The organism is Thalassospira sp. TSL5-1 (assembly GCF_001907695.1).
Taxonomy (GTDB): domain Bacteria; phylum Pseudomonadota; class Alphaproteobacteria; order Rhodospirillales; family Thalassospiraceae; genus Thalassospira.
Map to the genome: position 1 here is coordinate 141381 of NZ_KV880642.1, position 17210 is coordinate 158590.

Sequence of the window (17210 nt, forward strand, 5' to 3'; positions counted from 1 at the left end):
TTTTTGCCGTAACAACAAAGAGATGGACCGATTCTAGCCCGGATGCAACTGCCATATCGACGGTGGTTGGCAGCGGCCTGTTACGGGTAGCTTAATCAAACTCACATTTATTTTAAACATAAAATATTTATGCTTGAACTAAATCCAAAGCAGGCGTACCGTTTTTTCATTCATTCCGTAACAAAGCCTCATAAAGGAGGGATCAGGTGAGAATTGCATGTTTGGGGGGCGGGCCTGCCGGGCTTTATTTCGCCATTTCCATGAAGCTGCGTGATCCTTCGCATGAGATAACGGTTTTTGAACGCAACCAGCCCAACGATACTTTTGGTTGGGGCGTGGTTTTGTCCGACGAAACGCTGGGTAATCTGGCTGTTAATGATGCCAAAAGTGCCAGTGCCATTCGCGACAATTTTTCCTATTGGGATGATGTTGCCGTTCATTTCCGTGACGAGAAAATCGTTTCTACCGGGCACGGATTTTGTGGCATTGGCCGCAGAAAACTTCTGATTTTGTTGCAGGAACGCGCGCGCGAAGTTGGCGTTGATTTGCAGTTTGGCACCGAGATTGCCGCCGCATCGGACCTGAAATCGGATTATGATCTGGTGGTTGCCTGTGATGGCCTTAATTCCCGGGCGCGCAGCGAATATGCCGAGCATTTCCAGCCAGATATCGATACCCGGAAATGCAAATTCGTCTGGCTGGGCACGCACCAGAAATTCAATGATGCCTTTACCTTTATTTTCGAGGAAACCGATAAAGGCTGGGTCTGGGCGCATGCCTATCAGTTTGATAATGAAACGGCGACCTTCATTGTCGAATGTTCCGAGGAAACCTGGGCGGCCTATGGCTTTGGCGAGATGACCAAGGAACAGTCGATTGCCACCTGCGAGGAAATTTTTGCCAAACATCTGGGCGGCCATGCCCTGATGTCGAATGCCAACCATATTCGCGGGTCGGCATGGCTTAATTTCCCGCGGGTTCTGTGCAAAAGCTGGTCGCATGAAAATATCGTGCTGATGGGCGATGCGGCGGCAACGGCGCATTTTTCCATTGGCTCGGGCACCAAACTGGCGCTGGAAAGTGCCATTGCGCTTGCGGAATATTTGCATAGTGAAAGCAGCCTGCCTGCTGCCTTTGCCAAATATGAGGATGAACGCCGTCTCGAGGTTTTGCGTCTGCAATCGGCAGCGCGCAATTCGATGGAATGGTTCGAGGAGGTGGAGCGGTATTTTGACCTGGATACGGTGCAATTTACCTATTCGCTGCTGACCCGGTCCCAGCGTATCAGCCACGAAAATTTGCGTCTGCGTGACCCGGCCTGGCTAGGAGATGCGGAAAACTGGTTTGCAAAGCGCGCCGGTGTGGCCCCGGCCAATGATAGCGCCCTGCATCCCATGTTTGTGCCATTCAAGTTACGCGGCATGACGGTGAAAAACCGCATCGTTGTGTCGCCGATGGCACAATATAAGGCGGTTGATGGCTGCCCGACCGATTGGCATTTGGTCCATTATGGCGAACGGGCCAAGGGTGGGGCGGGCCTTGTTTATACCGAAATGACCTGCGTGTCGCCTGAAGGGCGCATCACCCCGGGCTGCCCGGGCCTGTATGCGCCGGACCATGAAGCCGCCTGGGCGCGGATCACTGATTTTGTTCATAACGAAAGTGATGCCAAAATTTGCGCCCAGATCGGCCATTCCGGTGCCAAGGGTTCTACCCAGGTGGGGTGGGAGGAAATGGATGCCCCGTTAAAGGAAGGCAATTGGCCGATTATGGCAGCGTCGGACGTGGCATGGTCGGCGCATAACCAGACGCCCAAGGCCATGACGCGGGCGGATATGGATATGGTGCGCGACCAGTTTGTGGCGGCGGCCCAAATGGCAGATCGTGCCGGGTTTGACATGATCGAAGTTCATGCCGCACATGGTTATTTGCTGTCATCCTTTATTACGCCAGTGACAAATCACCGCGATGACGACTATGGCGGCAGCCTTGAGAACCGTATGCGCTATCCGCTGGAGGTGATTTTGGCGGTGCGCGATGTATGGCCGACTGAAAAACCGCTTTCGGTACGTATTTCTGCCCATGACTGGGTGGGTGATGCCGGTATTACCCCCGAAGATGCGGTGGAGATTGCCAAAATCCTTAAGGAAAATGGTGTGGATATTTGCGACGTATCCGCCGGGCAGACTACAAAGGATGCCCGCCCGGTTTATGGCCGCATGTTCCAGACCCCGTTTTCCGACCGTATTCGCAATGAAGCCAAAATCGCCACGATGGCGGTGGGCAATATTTACGAACCGGACCACGCCAATTCCATCCTGATGGCAGGGCGGGCCGATCTGGTTTGTCTGGCACGGCCGCATTTGGCGGACCCGTATTGGACGCTCCATGCCGCAGCCCAGCTTGGCAATCGCAGCGAGGGCTGGCCGCTGCCCTATCTTGCCGGGCGAGACCAGATGTGGCGGCTGGCAGAACGGACCGACCAAATGACGGGAAAAGTCTGATGACGGGAGACCTTGCCATTAAAACGGCTATTGTGACAGGTGGTGGCAGCGGCGTTGGGGCCGAACTGGCGCGGAGCCTGGCGTCAAAAGGCGTAACCGTATTTGTTGCCGGTCGCAGAGTGGCACAGCTTGAAGCCGTTGCGGCAGAAAACGACCTTATTTTTCCCGTTGCTGTTGATGTAGCCGACCAGGCATCGGTCGAAGGCCTGATACAAACAGTGGTGGAACAGGCAGGTGCGCCCGACCTTGTGATTGCCAATGCGGGTATGGCCGAAAGCGCGCCCTTTACCCGCACGACGCTTGATGCCTGGCAAAAAAACATGGACGTCAATTTGACCGGGACATTCCATACCTTTCAGCAGGCCTTGCGCGTGATGGATGTGACAAAACCGGCCCGGTTAATTGCCATTGCCTCCACCGCCGCGCTGAAGGGATATGGTTATGTCGCGCCCTATTGTGCAGCAAAGCATGGGGTGGTGGGCCTTGTCCGCGCGTTGGCGGCTGAATTTGCCCGCTCGGCTCTTACGGTGAATGCCATTTGCCCGGGTTTCACCGATACGCCGATGCTGGAACAATCCATTGCCAATATCGCGCAAAAAACCGGTATGAGCCCGGATGCCGCCCGTGCCAGCCTGGCAAAGATCAATCCGCAAAACCGCTTTATTACGCCACGGGAAATTGCCGAGACGGTATTGTGGTTATGTTCGGAACATGCCGGGTCCATCACCGGGCAGGCCATTTCCGTTTCAGGAGGGGAAATATGAAGATGAATGATCCGCATCCCCGCCGTGATCCGGCGCAGAAGGACCATGCAGGGGAAACCAGCGACCTTTCCAAGGCGCGGCTCCGGGCATGGCTGCAAATATTGCGGGTATCCCGGCAGGTCGAAAGTGAATTGCGCGAAAAAATGCGGGTTGAATATGAGTCAACCCTGCCCCGGTTTGACGTGATGGCTGCCCTTTATCGCGCCAAAGATGGCCTGCGGATGAGTGCGCTTTCAAAATCGCTGATGGTATCGAACGGCAATGTGACCGGCATTGTTGAACGCCTTGTTAATGAAGGCATGGTCAGCCGCATTGCCGTGGAAAATGACCGCCGCGCCCTGATCGTCAAGCTCACCCCGGAAGGACGCGAAGATTTCGCCCGCCGTGCCCTGGTTCATGAAGGCTGGGTCAGCGACCTGTTTGACGGCATGACTGCCGAGGATGCCCAAGACCTGATTGCGATTTTACGCCGGGTGCAAAACCGAAAGGACCCATCCCATGACTGACATGAAACAGTTTGCCCCGCGCCATTTCAAATGGCGGATGGAATGCGATGTGGCGGTGGTGTCGCTGGACCGGCCAGACCGTAAAAATCCCCTAACATTCGATAGTTATGCCGAATTGCGCGACATGTTTCGGATGTTGCCGGATTGCGACGATGTGAAGGCAGTGGTTTTTGCCTCAAACGGTGGCAATTTTTGTTCGGGCGGGGATGTGCATGACATTATCGGCCCGCTTATTGACCGCGATATGAAGGGGCTTTTGGCCTTTACCCGGTTAACCGGCGATTTGGTTAAATCAATGGTGGCATGTGGCAAGCCGGTGATTGCCGCGGTGGATGGCATTTGTGTGGGTGCCGGGGCGATTATTGCCATGGCATCGGATATTCGCCTTGCCAGCCCGGATGCCAAAACCGCCTTTTTGTTTACCCGTGTCGGCCTTGCGGGCTGTGACATGGGGGCATGTGCCATGTTGCCGCGTATTATCGGCCAGGGCCGGGCAGCCGAACTGCTTTATACCGGCCGTTCCATGAGTGCGGATGAAGGCGAAAAATGGGGCTTCTATAACCGCCTGATTGATGCCGAAACGCTTGAAGCCGAGGCCATTTTAATGGCACAGCGCATCGCCCGGGGGCCGAATTTCGCCCATATGATGACCAAAACCATGCTGGCACAGGAATGGAATATGGGCATAGAACAGGCGATCGAGGCCGAAGCCCAGGCCCAGGCCATTTGCATGCAGACGGTGGATTTCAAACGCGCCTATGATGCTTTTGTCGCCCGCGAAAAACCGGTTTTCAAAGGGGATTGATGATGGGCGATACGTCGTGGCAGGACTGGCCGTTTTTTAGCGATCATCACCGCAAACTCGCCCGTGATCTGGATGTTTGGGCGGGTCGGGAGCTGGCCGGGCTGGATCATGAAAATACCGATGAAACCTGCCGGAATCTGGTATCGCGTCTGGCGGCGGGTGGCTGGCTGGATCATGCCACGATTGACCCGAATGACCCTGCATCATCGCTGGATGTGCGCAGCCTGTGCATTATCCGCGAAACACTGGCCCGCCATGACGGATTGGCCGATTTTGCCTTTGCCATGCAGGGGCTGGGCAGTGGGGCAATTTCGCTGTTTGGTACGCTAGCGCAAAAGGATGAATGGTTGCCGCTGGTCCGTGCGGGCAGGGTATTATCGGCCTTTGCCCTGACCGAACCGCAATCGGGTTCGGATGTGGCGAATATTACGCTGTCGGCCACGCGTGACGGCGATGATTACATTCTTGATGGTGAAAAAACCTGGATATCGAATGGGGGTATTGCCGGGCTGTATGTTGTTTTTGCCCGCACAGGCGAGGGGCCGGGGGCCAAGGGCCTGTCGGCCTTTATCGTGCCGGGTGATGCACCGGGCCTTGAAATTGCCGAACGGCTGGAAACCATTGCTCCGCATCCGCTGGCCCGGTTGCGTTTTGCGGGGTGCCGTATTCCGGCGGCCAATCGCATTGGCGAGGGCGGACAGGGCTTTAAAATTGCCATGTCGGTGCTCGATGTTTTCCGCTCTACCGTTGCTGCTGCCGCCCTTGGGTTTGCGCGGCGTGCGCTGGATGAAACCATCCATCGTGTGCAGAACCGCCATTTGTTTGGCGCGCCTTTGTTTGATTTGCAAATGGTGCAGGGGCATGTCGCCGACATGGCGCTGGATGTGGATAGCAGTGCGCTTCTGGTCTATCGCGCCGCCTGGCTAAAGGATAGCGGCGCGGCACGGGTGAGCCGGGAAGCCGCCATGGCAAAGCTTTTTTCAACCGATCATGCACAAACCGTCATTGATAAGGCGGTGCAAATTCACGGGGGCGACGGTGTGCGATCAGGGCACATCATTGAACGCCTGTATCGGGAGATCCGTGCCCTTCGCATTTATGAAGGAGCATCAGACGTCCAAAGAATAATTATCGCACGGCAAACGCTGGCACATACATAATTCAGGGGCTTCATCATGCTGGGACCAACCGCACATACCGATACTTTTACCCGTGATAATTTGCCACCGGCAGATTCCTGGCCGGAATTTTTGCTCGATGGGTTTGACTACCCGGACTACATCAATGTTGGCGTCGAACTGACGGACAGGATGGTTGAACGCGGCTTTGGCGATTATACCGCGCTGATCGGCAATGGCCGCCAGCGCACCTATAAGGAACTGTCGGACTGGACCAACCGCATCGCTCATGCCCTGGCAGAGGATTACGGTGTTAAGCCGGGCAATCGGGTGCTTATCCGTTCGGCCAATAACCCGGCGATGGTGGCCTGCTGGCTCGCCGCGACCAAAATTGGTGCCGTGGTGGTCAACACCATGCCAATGTTGCGTGCGGGCGAACTGACCAAAATTGTTGATAAGGCCGAAATCGCCTTTGCCCTGTGCGATACAAGGCTGATGGATGAAATGGTTGCCTGTGCCAAGGACAGCCGGTTCTTAAAAAATGTCATCGGTTTTGACGGCACGGCCAACCATGATGCCGAACTGGACCGCATTGCGCTGACCAAATCGGTTAAATATAGCGCGGTGCAAACCGGGCGGGATGACGTTGCCCTGTTGGGTTTTACATCGGGTACCACCGGTGCGCCCAAGGCGACCATGCACTTTCACCGTGATTTGCTGATCATTGCCGATGCCTATGCCAAAGAGGTTTTGGCGGTAACGCCAGATGATGTTTTTGTTGGATCACCGCCTTTGGCCTTTACCTTTGGCTTGGGTGGGCTTGCGATATTTCCGCTGCGCTTTGGGGCCACGGCGACGCTTTTGGAAAAGGCATCGCCGCCCAATATGATTGAAATTATCGAAACCTATAAGGCGACCATCTGCTTTACCGCGCCAACGGCCTATCGCGCCATGCTGGCTGCGATGGATGACGGGGCGGATTTGTCATCGCTGCGTGCGGCGGTTTCGGCGGGCGAAACCCTGCCGGCCCCGGTTTACAAGGCCTGGATGGAAAAAACCGGTAAACCGATGCTTGATGGTATTGGTGCGACCGAGATGTTGCATATTTTCATTTCCAACCGATTTGGCGATAGCCACCCGGCCTGTACGGGCAAGCCCGTGACCGGCTTTCAGGCCCGCATTGTCGATGAGGATATGAAGGATGTGCCACCCGGCACGGTCGGCCGCCTTGCTGTTCGTGGACCCACGGGGTGCCGTTACCTGGCCGATGACCGGCAGATGGGCTATGTTCGGGATGGCTGGAATTTGACCGGGGATTCCTTTTATTGCGACGAAGACGGCTATTTCCATTTTGCTGCGCGCAGCGACGATATGATCATTTCGGCAGGCTATAACATTGCCGGGCCGGAGGTCGAGGCGGCTTTGCTTGCCCACCCGGATGTGGCCGAATGTGCCGTGGTGTCGGCGGCGGACAATGATCGCGGGCAGATTGTGCAGGCGCATATTGTTCTGGTAGCGGGGGCCAACCCGTCACCCGAAATGGCAAAGCTGTTACAGGACCATGTGAAGGCAACGATTGCCCCTTATAAATATCCACGATCCATCGTGTTTATCGATGCCCTGCCGAAAACGGCAACCGGCAAAATTCAGCGTTTCAGACTAAAACAGGAGCCCGCAGCATGACGGACTTTGCTGCCACCAAGGCACTTTTTCATATGCCCGAGGATGTTATCTATCTGGATGGCAATTCATTGGGGCCAATGCCCAAATCCGCGATTGAGCGCAGCCGCCAGACCCTTGAAGACCAGTGGGGCGAAATGCTTATTCGCGGCTGGAATGATGCAAAATGGATGGACCTGCCTGGCCGGGTGGGCAGCCGTATTGCCCGCCTGATTGGCGCACCCGCCGGAAGCGTTGTGATGGGTGATACCCTGTCGATCAAGGTGTATCAGGCGCTGGCAAGTGCGCTGGAGCTTAATCCCGGTCGCAAGGTTGTTTTGTCGGACAATGGCAATTTCCCGACCGATCTTTATATGGCGCAGGGCCTGATTGACAGTTTGAAACAGGGTCACGTCCTTAAAACCGTTCATCCCGAAGATGTTGAAGCCACCTTGTCTGAAGAGATTGCGGTCTTGATGCTGACCCAGGTGGATTATCGCACCGGGCGCATGCACGATATGGCAGCCATTACCCGCAAGGCGCATGATCTGGGTATTGTCGTGATTTGGGATCTGGCCCATTCCGCCGGTGCCGTTCCGGTTGATCTGGTGGACTGCAATGCCGAATTTGCGGTGGGTTGTACCTATAAATATTTCAATGGCGGCCCCGGCGCCCCGGCCTTTATCTATGTTCGCCCTGATTTGGTCGATAAGGTGCGACCGGCCCTTTCGGGCTGGATGGGGCACCAGGCCCCGTTTGCCTTTGACCCGGATTACCGCCCCGCCGCCGGAATTGAACGGATGCGGGTTGGCACCCCGCCGGTCATTCAGCTTGCGATTCTGGATAGTGCGCTGGATGCCTGGGACGGGGTGGACATGGCCGATATCCGGCAAAAATCCATCGGCCTGTGTGAACAGTTCATTGCCGGGGTGGAGGCAGCCTGCCCGATGTTGGAACTGGTTAGTCCGCGAAATGCCGAATGCCGGGGGTCGCAGGTGTCCTTCCGGTTTGAGGAAGGCTATGCCGTGATGCAGGCGCTGATTGCACGCGGTGTGATTGGCGATTTCCGCGCGCCCGATGTTATTCGTTTTGGCTTTACCCCGCTTTATCTTGACGAACAGGATGTAGCGGCGGGCATCGAAATTTTGGCCGATATTATGAAAAACCGTTTGTGGGATGCCGCGGAATACAAGAAACGTCAGGCAGTGACATGACCCAGAGCAATAAACCCTATGATCCCTCTGTTGAAGGGGCGGAGACCGAATTTTCCAGCAAGATGTCCTATGGGGATTATCTGTCGCTTGATGCCATTTTAACCGCACAGCACCCCAAAAGTGACGCCCATGACGAGATGCTGTTTATCATTCAGCATCAAACATCCGAGCTGTGGATGAAACTTGCCATCCGCGAGATCGATGCCGCGCGCAATGTGATGCGCGAGGGGCATTTGCAGCCTGCCTTTAAAATGCTGGCCCGGGTATCGCGGATATTTGAACAGTTGAATAACGCCTGGGATGTTTTGCGCACCATGACGCCTAGCGATTATACCACCTTTCGCGATGCGCTGGGCCCGTCATCCGGTTTTCAATCCTGGCAGTATCGCATGATCGAATTCATGCTGGGCAATCGCAACAAAGCCATGCTCAAGCCCCATGCGCATCGGTCGGATATTTCGGCTATTTTAGAAGGTGAACTGGCAAAACCCAGCCTTTATGACGAAGCCCTGCATTTGCTGGATCGCAATGGCGTTACGGTACCTGAAACCGTCTTGAAGCGTGACGTATCAGATCCTTATACGCCAAGTGACGATGTGATTGCGGCCTGGCAAACGGTGTATCAGGCACCGCAGGACCATTGGACGCTCTATGAACTGGCCGAAAAGCTGGTTGATTTCGAGGACTATTTCCGCCGCTGGCGCTTTAACCATGTCACGACGGTGGAGCGCGTGATTGGCTTTAAGCGCGGGACCGGGGGCACGGGGGGTGTTTCCTACCTTAAACGCATGCTGGAGGTGGAGCTGTTTCCCGAATTGTGGCGTGTCAGGACGATCCTGTAATGCAGGGTGATGACGATACATGCAGCGCGGTGCACCCTGCCTTTATATGCCGTCACAAGGTGGGCTTTGCCCATTGTGACCCGGCAGGTATCGTTTTTTATCCGCGTTATTTCGAGATGGTTAACGCTACGGTCGAAGAATGGTTTGAAACCGGCCTTGGCTGCGGGTTTGCCCAATTGCATGGCCCGATGCAGGCCGCCGTGCCGACGGTCTCGCTTAAGGTCGATTTCAAACGCCCCAGTCGTTTGGGCGATGTGTTGATGTTTGCCTTGTTTGTTGGGCGTGTTGGGCGCAGCAGTCTGGATTTGCAAATCGAGATGACAGGCGAGAATGATCCGGCAGGGCAAAGCCGTTTGACGGCGACATTGACACTGGTTTTTACCCAAAAAGGCATTACCGGAGCCACGCCGTGGCCCGAAAATTTACGAGCCAAATTGGAAAGCAAAATAACAAGACAGGATCACCATGATACATAAAATCGTGCAACCCGAAGGCTGGGCACCGCCCAAGGGATATGCCAATGGCGTGTTGGCAAGGGGCAGGACGCTTTATATTGGCGGGCAAATTGGCTGGAACGAAAAACAGGTTTTTGAAGCCAAGGATTTTGTCGGCCAGATGGAACAGGCCCTGCGCAATATTATGGCGGTGATTACCGCTGCCGGTGGGCAGGCCGAACATATTTGCCGCCTGACCTGGTATGTGACCGAGAAGCAGGAATATCTGAACCGTCAGCGTGAAGTGGGCGAAGCCTATCGCCGGGTCTTGGGCAAGAATTTTCCGGCCATGACAATGGTGGTGGTGCGCACTTTGGTTGAGGACGAGGCCTTGGTCGAGATCGAGGCGACAGCCGTGCTGCCAGACTAGGCAGCACGGCATTATACTGGTTTGCCGGTGCTGTTTACGTGGATGATGTTGTCCCGCCTGGATTGCTGTTCAGGATGTGAATGTGGTCCGGGAAGATCTTTTTAAGATATTTTGATATATCTTATTTTGGATTTTATGTGGGTTATTTTGCGTAAAAGTAATAATTGAGTTCTTTGGGTAACTCTATTGGGTGCATATAATGCGCTGAAGCTATTTGGAGGATATCTGTAACTTCGATTGTAGTTGTTGCCAGGGTTGTATATTTCTGTTTCGCAACGATATGACGTTTTGTCAGGTTGTCATTCGTCCAAAACTGGCGAGATAAAAGTGTTGTTGCGGATGCGGTATGAATTAAAAAGAAGCAGGCAGTGCCGAAAAAGTCCGGCGCTGCCTGTTGTTTTTTTTCTGACCGGGTCCAGGGTGAAAAACAGCGCCGATCATTGGAAACCGGCTTGTGCTTTTTTACGGTGCGGTAATGCTAAAGCTGGCCGATTTCCCGGTTTTATCGACAATCATAAACGTTCCGGTTGTGTCTGCAGCCATGCCGTTATCAGGCATAGTCAACGTGATTGGCTGGTCTGCAATCGGCTCCCCATAAGCATAGCTGGTGCTGGCTTTTGTTTTTAAATCCGGCGCCGTTTCGCCACCCTGATAGAAGATATAAAAAGGCGGAGTGCCATTTTTGATGCTCAGGGTGATGGTGTTGTTTGCGTCGGGTTTCAATGCGGTTTCTGCCAGGACGAGACCGGGTGAGAGGTCAAGCGTCAAGACATTGCTGGCCCCGTTATCATCAATAAAGCGCATCGGATAACTGCCATACTGGTTGCCGGTTCCATTCCAGTGAATGGTAAATTCCGTATCGCCATCCTGATTAAAATCACGCTCCAGGGTTAGTCCGGCTGGTTTGCGGGTCATCGCCGCCCGGATGGGGCGTTTGCCGCCAATGATGCCAACGGTTGCGCTTTGACCGGCTTGTAGCGAGATTTCGCTTTCAGTCAGCACCAGTGTTGTGTCGATCCCCAGATCGTTGCACCCGGCAAAATCAAATTCATAGGGTACCTGAAGGGTTGCCTGTAATTTCAGGTGAAAAGTCTCGAGATCCTCACTAAGTACGTTTATTTCTGTTTTTAGTTGTTCCTTGGTTTTATCGGCCTTTTGGGTCGTTAATAGAGTGACTTCTTCTAGCGGGAGGGATGAAGGCAATGTCGGTGCCGCGTTTGCCTGTGTCAGATACCCCGTCGTGCTGCGTTGTACGGTCTCGAAAATGGTTGCGGGATTGGGCAGTGTCTGGTCAAGAAGCTCGCGCATCTTGTCATCAATTTCGATCAAAAGCTGACTGATTTCAACAGCGACACGACTGCCCTTCAGGTTATGCGTATCAATGTTCTGCTGATCTTGGCGGATTATTTCGCTGATCGATGAAAGCTGGCTTATTTCAGGTTCTGTTTCTGAAATTTGCAAGGATGCGGCACCTTGTCGCAGGGTAAGATATCGTTCGGTCAGTTCATTCAATCTGTGCTGATAGTTCCCTGTTATGACGGGATCCGTCAGTATGCTGTTGGCGCGGCGCATGACGCAGGCGGCGGCTTTTGCGCCAGCGCGGTAGATTTCGCGTTTTTGTTCGGGCGCAAGGATGCTTGAACCTGCATAAAGAACCGCCGTGCCAAGGCCAAGACCGGCAACCAGATCATCCGGGCCTTCGCTAACCGCGGCCCAGATTGTGCCAGCAGCAAGGCCGAGAATGCCGATATTGACCAGATTTTGGTCCGTGGTGATGTCATCAGCCGCATCGCGATAGCGTTTCCAGCTTATCAGCGCACTGGCAAAGGCGACACAACCCTGCTGCGGATAAAGGTCGGTCAGTGCGATGTCTTCGGCCTTCTTGCCTTTGCTGGTCCTGACCCCGCATAAATCACGTTCCCATAATGTCTTTTTGGCCCCTTTGTCCATATTACTGGAAATCGGAATATCGACATTGGATACCATCGCACAGCCAGATGTGAAAATCAGCGTTGTTGCCAAGGCACATCCGCGCAAAAGCCGTGATTTTTTCATAATGTCCCCCGGACCATATCAACCCAAGGGTGTATGATTTCAGATTTTGATTATATGTAAATAAAATAGTTCAAATTTTGATGTTTGGCGCAATGTGCTGCCAACTTGTCGAAGGCCGTCCAATAAGCGCTAGTAAAAGGTAAGGAGCTAAAAGACTCAGCAATTATATTCCGGCTTGAGATGTATGATTTTCTTTCCGAGGGTTTTTGCCAGCAATTGCGCAAGATCCATGAAATTGGATGGTACCTTGTCACAAAACAAATCAATCGACCCTTCGTCATTTGTTGTTTCAATATGACGGTAAACCGTAAGCAAAGTTAACCATGTTTCTGAGCCTGCTCTTGCTGGGAGCAGCGTATGTATTGCAAAGTGGGTAATTCGGTCCGTCGGGATGACGTGTAGCTCTCTGCAACACTTAATCAGTGCCTTTCTGTCATTCGATATGTTGATTGCTTCACAGATGGGGATATCTGTCAGGGGCGGCTCTCTGAGAAATCTATCTGCTTGGATGGGGGTATTTGACCAGATTTCGCGAAAGTTGGAAGCTTTTATCTGATTTGGGCGCTCTATGAGTCGCTGGCTGTTGTGAAGCCATTCAAGTTCCTGGGCACTGAGTTTCTGGCGAAACCCGGTATAGGTGGAAATCGAGCATCTTCTTCTGCTTCTTTTACGATAATACAAGCGTCGAGTAGTTTTCTCCGGCTCGAAGGATAATTCGTAAGGGAAAATCATGAGGTCTAAGTTGCTAGGGCCCGAAATCCATCCGCATCCGATTGTATTTGAGGCTTTTATCGCAATTTTAGCAGATGACAATTTCTCCGCAAACTGATCTCGGGCAAACTTTAGGTTATCTAGTGGATGTGCGTATTTGGGGTCAATATTTCCAGAGAAATAGGTGGGAGGCAGGTCCCTTGTTGATTTGTCAAAAAAAGGGGACATGGAAACGCCCGCTAACCCAACCTTGAAGTATAAGCAGGGGGGTGCGTCCAGTTTCTTCAACCATCTTAAAAATGGGATGTCAAAATCGTCCAGTTGCTGTTGATAGCTATCTTGCCACGGAAAACCACAATCATTGAAGAGTTGTTGTATTGGTGTAAGGGTTCCTTGTTGTGCAGCCAGCACTGTAGGGCCGTCTCGGTCTTTAAAATCCGCCGGATTAATTTCCAGTGAAGGGCGAGAAACAAACTTGGTTCGCGATCGGGGAAAAATTTTCGTTCTCCTGTCGATTATTCCATTACACCGGTTCGAGTGTCGGTCGCCACTTACACTGGTATAAATTTATATCCCTCTTACGTTAACGCTTTATCATCCCGGTCAAACAGATGCAGATTTTCAGCATCGAAGGTCAGGCCGACAGTTGCGCCACTTTCAAGGTCGGAATAACCGACAATGCGAACCGTAAACAGGCCAACATTTTCGATCTGGATATAGGCAAAGCTGTCAGAACCCAGATGTTCCATCACCTCAATCTGGCCGGTCAGGATGCCGTTGGCCGGGTCGGTCAGGGTGATATGTTCGGGGCGGATGCCAAAGCGCGTGGCTGTTTGCGCATTGCGCCCGGTGGCAAAGTTGCCGCCGCTGGCAAAGGTGATGGTTTCACCTTCACCCGTGCAGTCCGCAACATTCATTTTCGGCGAGCCGATGAATTGCGCGACAAACAGATTGGCCGGGGTGCGATAAAGTTCCAGCGGGGTGCCGACCTGTTCGATCTGGCCTGCCTGCAAGACCACGATTTTGCTGGCAAGGGTCATGGCCTCCACCTGGTCATGGGTCACATAAATCATGGTGGCGGCCAGCTTTTTATGCAGGCGGGCAATTTCCAGGCGCATTTCAACGCGCAGCCCGGCATCAAGGTTGGAAAGCGGTTCGTCGAACAAAAAGGCCTTGGGTTCGCGGACAATGGCGCGGCCAATGGCAACGCGCTGGCGCTGCCCGCCCGAAAGTTCCTTGGGTTTTCGGTCCAGCAACTGGTCAAGTTGCAGGGTGCTTGCGGCTTCATCAACCTTGGCCTTGATCGAGGTCTTGTCCATATGCGCCACTTCCAGGGCAAAGCCGACATTTTCGCGCACGGTTTTGTGCGGATACAGCGCATAGGACTGAAACACCATTGAAAGTTCGCGTTCCGCCGGGGGCTTGCCGGTGACATCGATACCATCAATCAGGATTTGCCCGTCGCTGGCCTCAACCAGCCCGGCAATCAGACGCAGCAGGGTGGATTTGCCACAGCCCGACGGGCCGACAAAAATCATCAAATCGCCCTCATCGATGGTCAGGTCGATGCCCTTGATCACCTCGACATCACGAAAGGATTTGCGCACATTGCGAAGTTCGATCTGACCCATTTTATGGTGTCTCCGTTTTTGGTCGTGCCGTGGGCGAGGCCCAGTAAAGCCACATGGCGGCGGTCCATGAAAAATCCCTGCCACCGCCACCCTGGCCGGTGACGGGGCTGAAATATTCGCGAAAGCCGGATTTTGCGATCAGGGCGGCGGTATCATTGGCAATTATGGTGGCAAGGTCCGGGCGGCCATGTTCGGCAAGGCCCGTTGCGATCATCCAGTTGACCATCGCCCAAACCGGGCCACGCCAATAACGAATATCCTCAAATGCCGCATTGTTGGGGTCAAAGCTGGGCACCGCGAAATTGATTTTCTGGCGCCATTCCATCAGGGTTGAATAATGTGGCTTGGCCCGAGTATCGTTTTCCGGTCCTCCGTATAGTGATAACCAACTACCTGATGTTAAACGATTGTCTTTCTTATCATGTCGCAGATCGAGCGTAACGTAACCTTTTGCTTCATCGGACCAAAGCTGGTTAAAACCCTTATCCAATCGGGTTGCCCGGGCGGTGGCGCGGCGGGCAATGTCGGGCAGGTTGAATTGCAGGGCAAGGGCGATCAGGTCGCGTTCGGCCCGGCGTAAAATGGCATTCATGGCGGGCTCGGCAACCCAGAAGGGGCAGGTTTCGGCAATGGTTTTGACATCCCATTGACAATTCCGCCCAAACTGCACCAGCGCCATATAGTGATCATAGTCATGGTTTTGGGGGCGTTCGGCTTCGTTCACCATTTGGGTGTCACGGCGCAGGAACGTGCCAACATTGGATGTATCGACCTGGGATAGCGGTTCGTCCCAGTCCGGCAGGTTATCGCGCCCGCTTTCCCACGGGTGCATGATGGCAACCACACCGCACCCATCGGGGTCTCGGGCATCGGCAAACCATTGGTGCCAGCGATCCAGCGCGTGCAGCATGGGTGTCACCCGTGCGCCATGATCACCGGGCAGGGATGAGGCAAGCTGACGCACCACCGTTGCGGTAACCGGGGGCTGGGTAATGCCCGATGTGGGCGGGGTATGACCGCTTTGCCATTCGCCGGGACCGGGAAAGTAGCCTTCTTCATGCTGCCAGAACACGATATGCGGCACCATGCCGTTATCCCACTGGGCAGATAGTAGCTTTTCAATTTCCTGCCAGGCGCGGTTGGCATCATAGGTGGCAATGCCAAGGGCTGTGAGGGCGGAATCCCAGTTCCATTGAAAGGGATAAAGCCCCTTGGTGGGCACGGTATAGCCCCCCTTGTCGTTGGCGCGCAGGATACGTCGCGCTTCGTTATCAAGTTGGGCCGTCGTTTCGGGATCAATCATGCCCTTACCCTTTCACGCTGCCAGAGGTCAGGCCCTGCACCAGGAAGCGTTCAAACCACAAAAAGATCACCAAAATCGGGATTGTGGCGACAACGGCACCCGCCATCAGGTGCTGGCGGGGAACCTCGGATGAATTAAGCGAGACCACGCCGCGCGATAGGGTGAAAATGTTGGGATCATCGAGGAACATGAAGGCAAACAAAAATTCGTTCCACGCGATCATGAACACATAAAGCGATACCGATGCCAGAGCGGGCAAAGCCAGCGGCAGGGTAATTTTCCAGATTACGCCCAAGCGGCCCAGGCCATCCATCAGCCCGGCTTCTTCCAGTTCCACCGGAAGACCCCGGAAATAGCCCTGCAGCATATAAAGGGCGACCGGCACCGTGGTGGCGGGATAGACAATCAGCAACCCCAAAATCGAATTGCGCAGGCCCACCTGGCTGAAGACCGAATAAAGCGGAATGACCAGCACGATCATGGGGACCAGATAAATCAGCAAGACCGATTTTGACAGCACGTTTTGCCCCGGAAAGCGCAACCGTGCCACCGCATAGGCCCCAGGAATGGAAAAGGCCAGGGTGATGATAACGGTACAGACGGAAACGATGGTCGAGATCAGCAGGAAACGGCCAAAATGGAACTTGGTAAACAGTTCGACATAGCTGTTAAACAGGCTGGCGCTGCCTTGCGATAAATCCACCGAAAGATCGAGCGGGTTTTGAAACAGGCTTTGCTGGCTTTTCAGGCTGGTCATCAGCATCACATAAAAGGGCAGCACCACGATGACGGTGAAAAAGACAAAACCAAAACCGCGCAACACCCGCACAATCACAACATCAATTTTATAGCGCGTGAGCATGCCGCTTTCGATGTCCTCCAGGCAGGCGCGGTTTGCCAGGGTGACGGCCCCGGCAATGATGGCAATGGCAATCGCCTGACCTACCGGCGCAGTGGTGAAGGGTTCGGTAAACGGGGCGGCAAAGGAAAAGCCCAACATGGCAATGATGGCGCCCATAAAGGCGGCCAGATAAAGCCCGTTGGTGCGCAGTTTGGGGCTGGGCAGCATGATAATGGCAGCACTGACGGCCCCCGAAACGGCCCCCGCCGACAGCACCGGGGCCGATGGCAGGCCGGAAATCAGTGTTAGGGAAATGCCGGCAATGGCAATGGCGAGTATCCCCCAAAACAGCCCGGATAGAATGGCAAGAAGAAAACCGGTTCCGATACGCAT

General features: G+C 54.0%; 15 protein-coding genes. 10 read left to right on the forward strand and 5 right to left on the reverse strand.

The window, feature by feature from the left end:
- The first annotated feature begins 206 nt into the window (after positions 1 to 206).
- From LF95_RS21275 to LF95_RS21320, 10 genes are read left to right on the forward strand one after another with little or no spacing between them, the layout of a single operon-like run.
- A complete protein-coding gene (locus LF95_RS21275) occupies positions 207 to 2504 on the forward strand; it encodes a bifunctional salicylyl-CoA 5-hydroxylase/oxidoreductase (RefSeq protein WP_073957219.1) in 2298 nt (765 codons plus the stop codon).
- On the forward strand, positions 2504 to 3268 hold the full coding sequence (locus LF95_RS21280) for an SDR family NAD(P)-dependent oxidoreductase (protein WP_073957220.1): 765 nt from the start codon (positions 2504 to 2506) through the stop codon (positions 3266 to 3268). Before LF95_RS21275 ends, LF95_RS21280 begins: the two co-directional genes overlap by 1 nt.
- Positions 3265 to 3774, forward strand: coding sequence for a MarR family winged helix-turn-helix transcriptional regulator (locus LF95_RS21285; RefSeq protein WP_073957221.1), 510 nt, complete (start codon positions 3265 to 3267; stop codon positions 3772 to 3774). Before LF95_RS21280 ends, LF95_RS21285 begins: the two co-directional genes overlap by 4 nt.
- Complete coding sequence (locus LF95_RS21290; RefSeq protein ID WP_073957222.1) at positions 3767 to 4579, forward strand: enoyl-CoA hydratase family protein; 813 nt, start codon at positions 3767 to 3769, stop codon at positions 4577 to 4579. Before LF95_RS21285 ends, LF95_RS21290 begins: the two co-directional genes overlap by 8 nt.
- Positions 4580 to 4581: 2 nt before the next feature.
- Positions 4582 to 5739, forward strand: a complete 1158-nt coding sequence (locus LF95_RS21295) for an acyl-CoA dehydrogenase family protein (RefSeq protein WP_073957223.1) — start codon at positions 4582 to 4584, stop codon at positions 5737 to 5739.
- Positions 5740 to 5754: 15 nt separating this feature from the next.
- Positions 5755 to 7380 carry an AMP-binding protein gene (locus LF95_RS21300; RefSeq protein ID WP_073957224.1) on the forward strand — a complete coding sequence of 542 codons (1626 nt, stop codon included), beginning with the start codon at positions 5755 to 5757 and terminating at the stop codon, positions 7378 to 7380.
- Positions 7377 to 8570, forward strand: a complete 1194-nt coding sequence (gene kynU, locus LF95_RS21305) for a kynureninase (RefSeq protein ID WP_073957225.1) — start codon at positions 7377 to 7379, stop codon at positions 8568 to 8570. The genes LF95_RS21300 and kynU overlap by 4 nt, the downstream gene beginning before the upstream one ends.
- Positions 8567 to 9412 carry a tryptophan 2,3-dioxygenase gene (gene kynA, locus LF95_RS21310; RefSeq protein ID WP_073957226.1) on the forward strand — a complete coding sequence of 282 codons (846 nt, stop codon included), beginning with the start codon at positions 8567 to 8569 and terminating at the stop codon, positions 9410 to 9412. Before kynU ends, kynA begins: the two co-directional genes overlap by 4 nt.
- Positions 9412 to 9888 carry an acyl-CoA thioesterase gene (locus tag LF95_RS21315; protein ID WP_073957227.1) on the forward strand — a complete coding sequence of 159 codons (477 nt, stop codon included), beginning with the start codon at positions 9412 to 9414 and terminating at the stop codon, positions 9886 to 9888. Before kynA ends, LF95_RS21315 begins: the two co-directional genes overlap by 1 nt.
- Entirely contained in the window at positions 9878 to 10276 is a 399-nt protein-coding gene (locus LF95_RS21320) for a RidA family protein (RefSeq protein ID WP_073957228.1), read from the forward strand. Before LF95_RS21315 ends, LF95_RS21320 begins: the two co-directional genes overlap by 11 nt.
- A 462-nt stretch (positions 10277 to 10738) precedes the next feature.
- On the opposite strand, the gene LF95_RS21325 is transcribed toward LF95_RS21320, so the two are convergent.
- The 5 genes from LF95_RS21325 to LF95_RS21345 all read right to left on the reverse strand — a co-directional run bounded on the left by LF95_RS21325 (position 10739) and on the right by LF95_RS21345 (position 17210).
- Positions 10739 to 12331: a hypothetical protein gene (locus LF95_RS21325; protein ID WP_073957229.1), complete on the reverse strand. Its 1593-nt coding sequence runs from the start codon at positions 12329 to 12331 to the stop codon at positions 10739 to 10741.
- Positions 12332 to 12487: 156 nt separating this feature from the next.
- Positions 12488 to 13453 (reverse strand): hypothetical protein, encoded by a 966-nt coding sequence (locus tag LF95_RS21330; protein WP_073957230.1) that lies wholly within the window; start codon positions 13451 to 13453, stop codon positions 12488 to 12490.
- Between the two features lie 167 nt (positions 13454 to 13620).
- Positions 13621 to 14673: an ABC transporter ATP-binding protein gene (locus LF95_RS21335; protein WP_073957231.1), complete on the reverse strand. Its 1053-nt coding sequence runs from the start codon at positions 14671 to 14673 to the stop codon at positions 13621 to 13623.
- A gap of 1 nt (position 14674) precedes the next feature.
- On the reverse strand, positions 14675 to 15976 hold the full coding sequence (locus LF95_RS21340; RefSeq protein ID WP_073957232.1) for an MGH1-like glycoside hydrolase domain-containing protein: 1302 nt from the start codon (positions 15974 to 15976) through the stop codon (positions 14675 to 14677).
- A gap of 4 nt (positions 15977 to 15980) precedes the next feature.
- A complete protein-coding gene (locus tag LF95_RS21345; RefSeq protein WP_073957233.1) occupies positions 15981 to 17210 on the reverse strand; it encodes a carbohydrate ABC transporter permease in 1230 nt (409 codons plus the stop codon).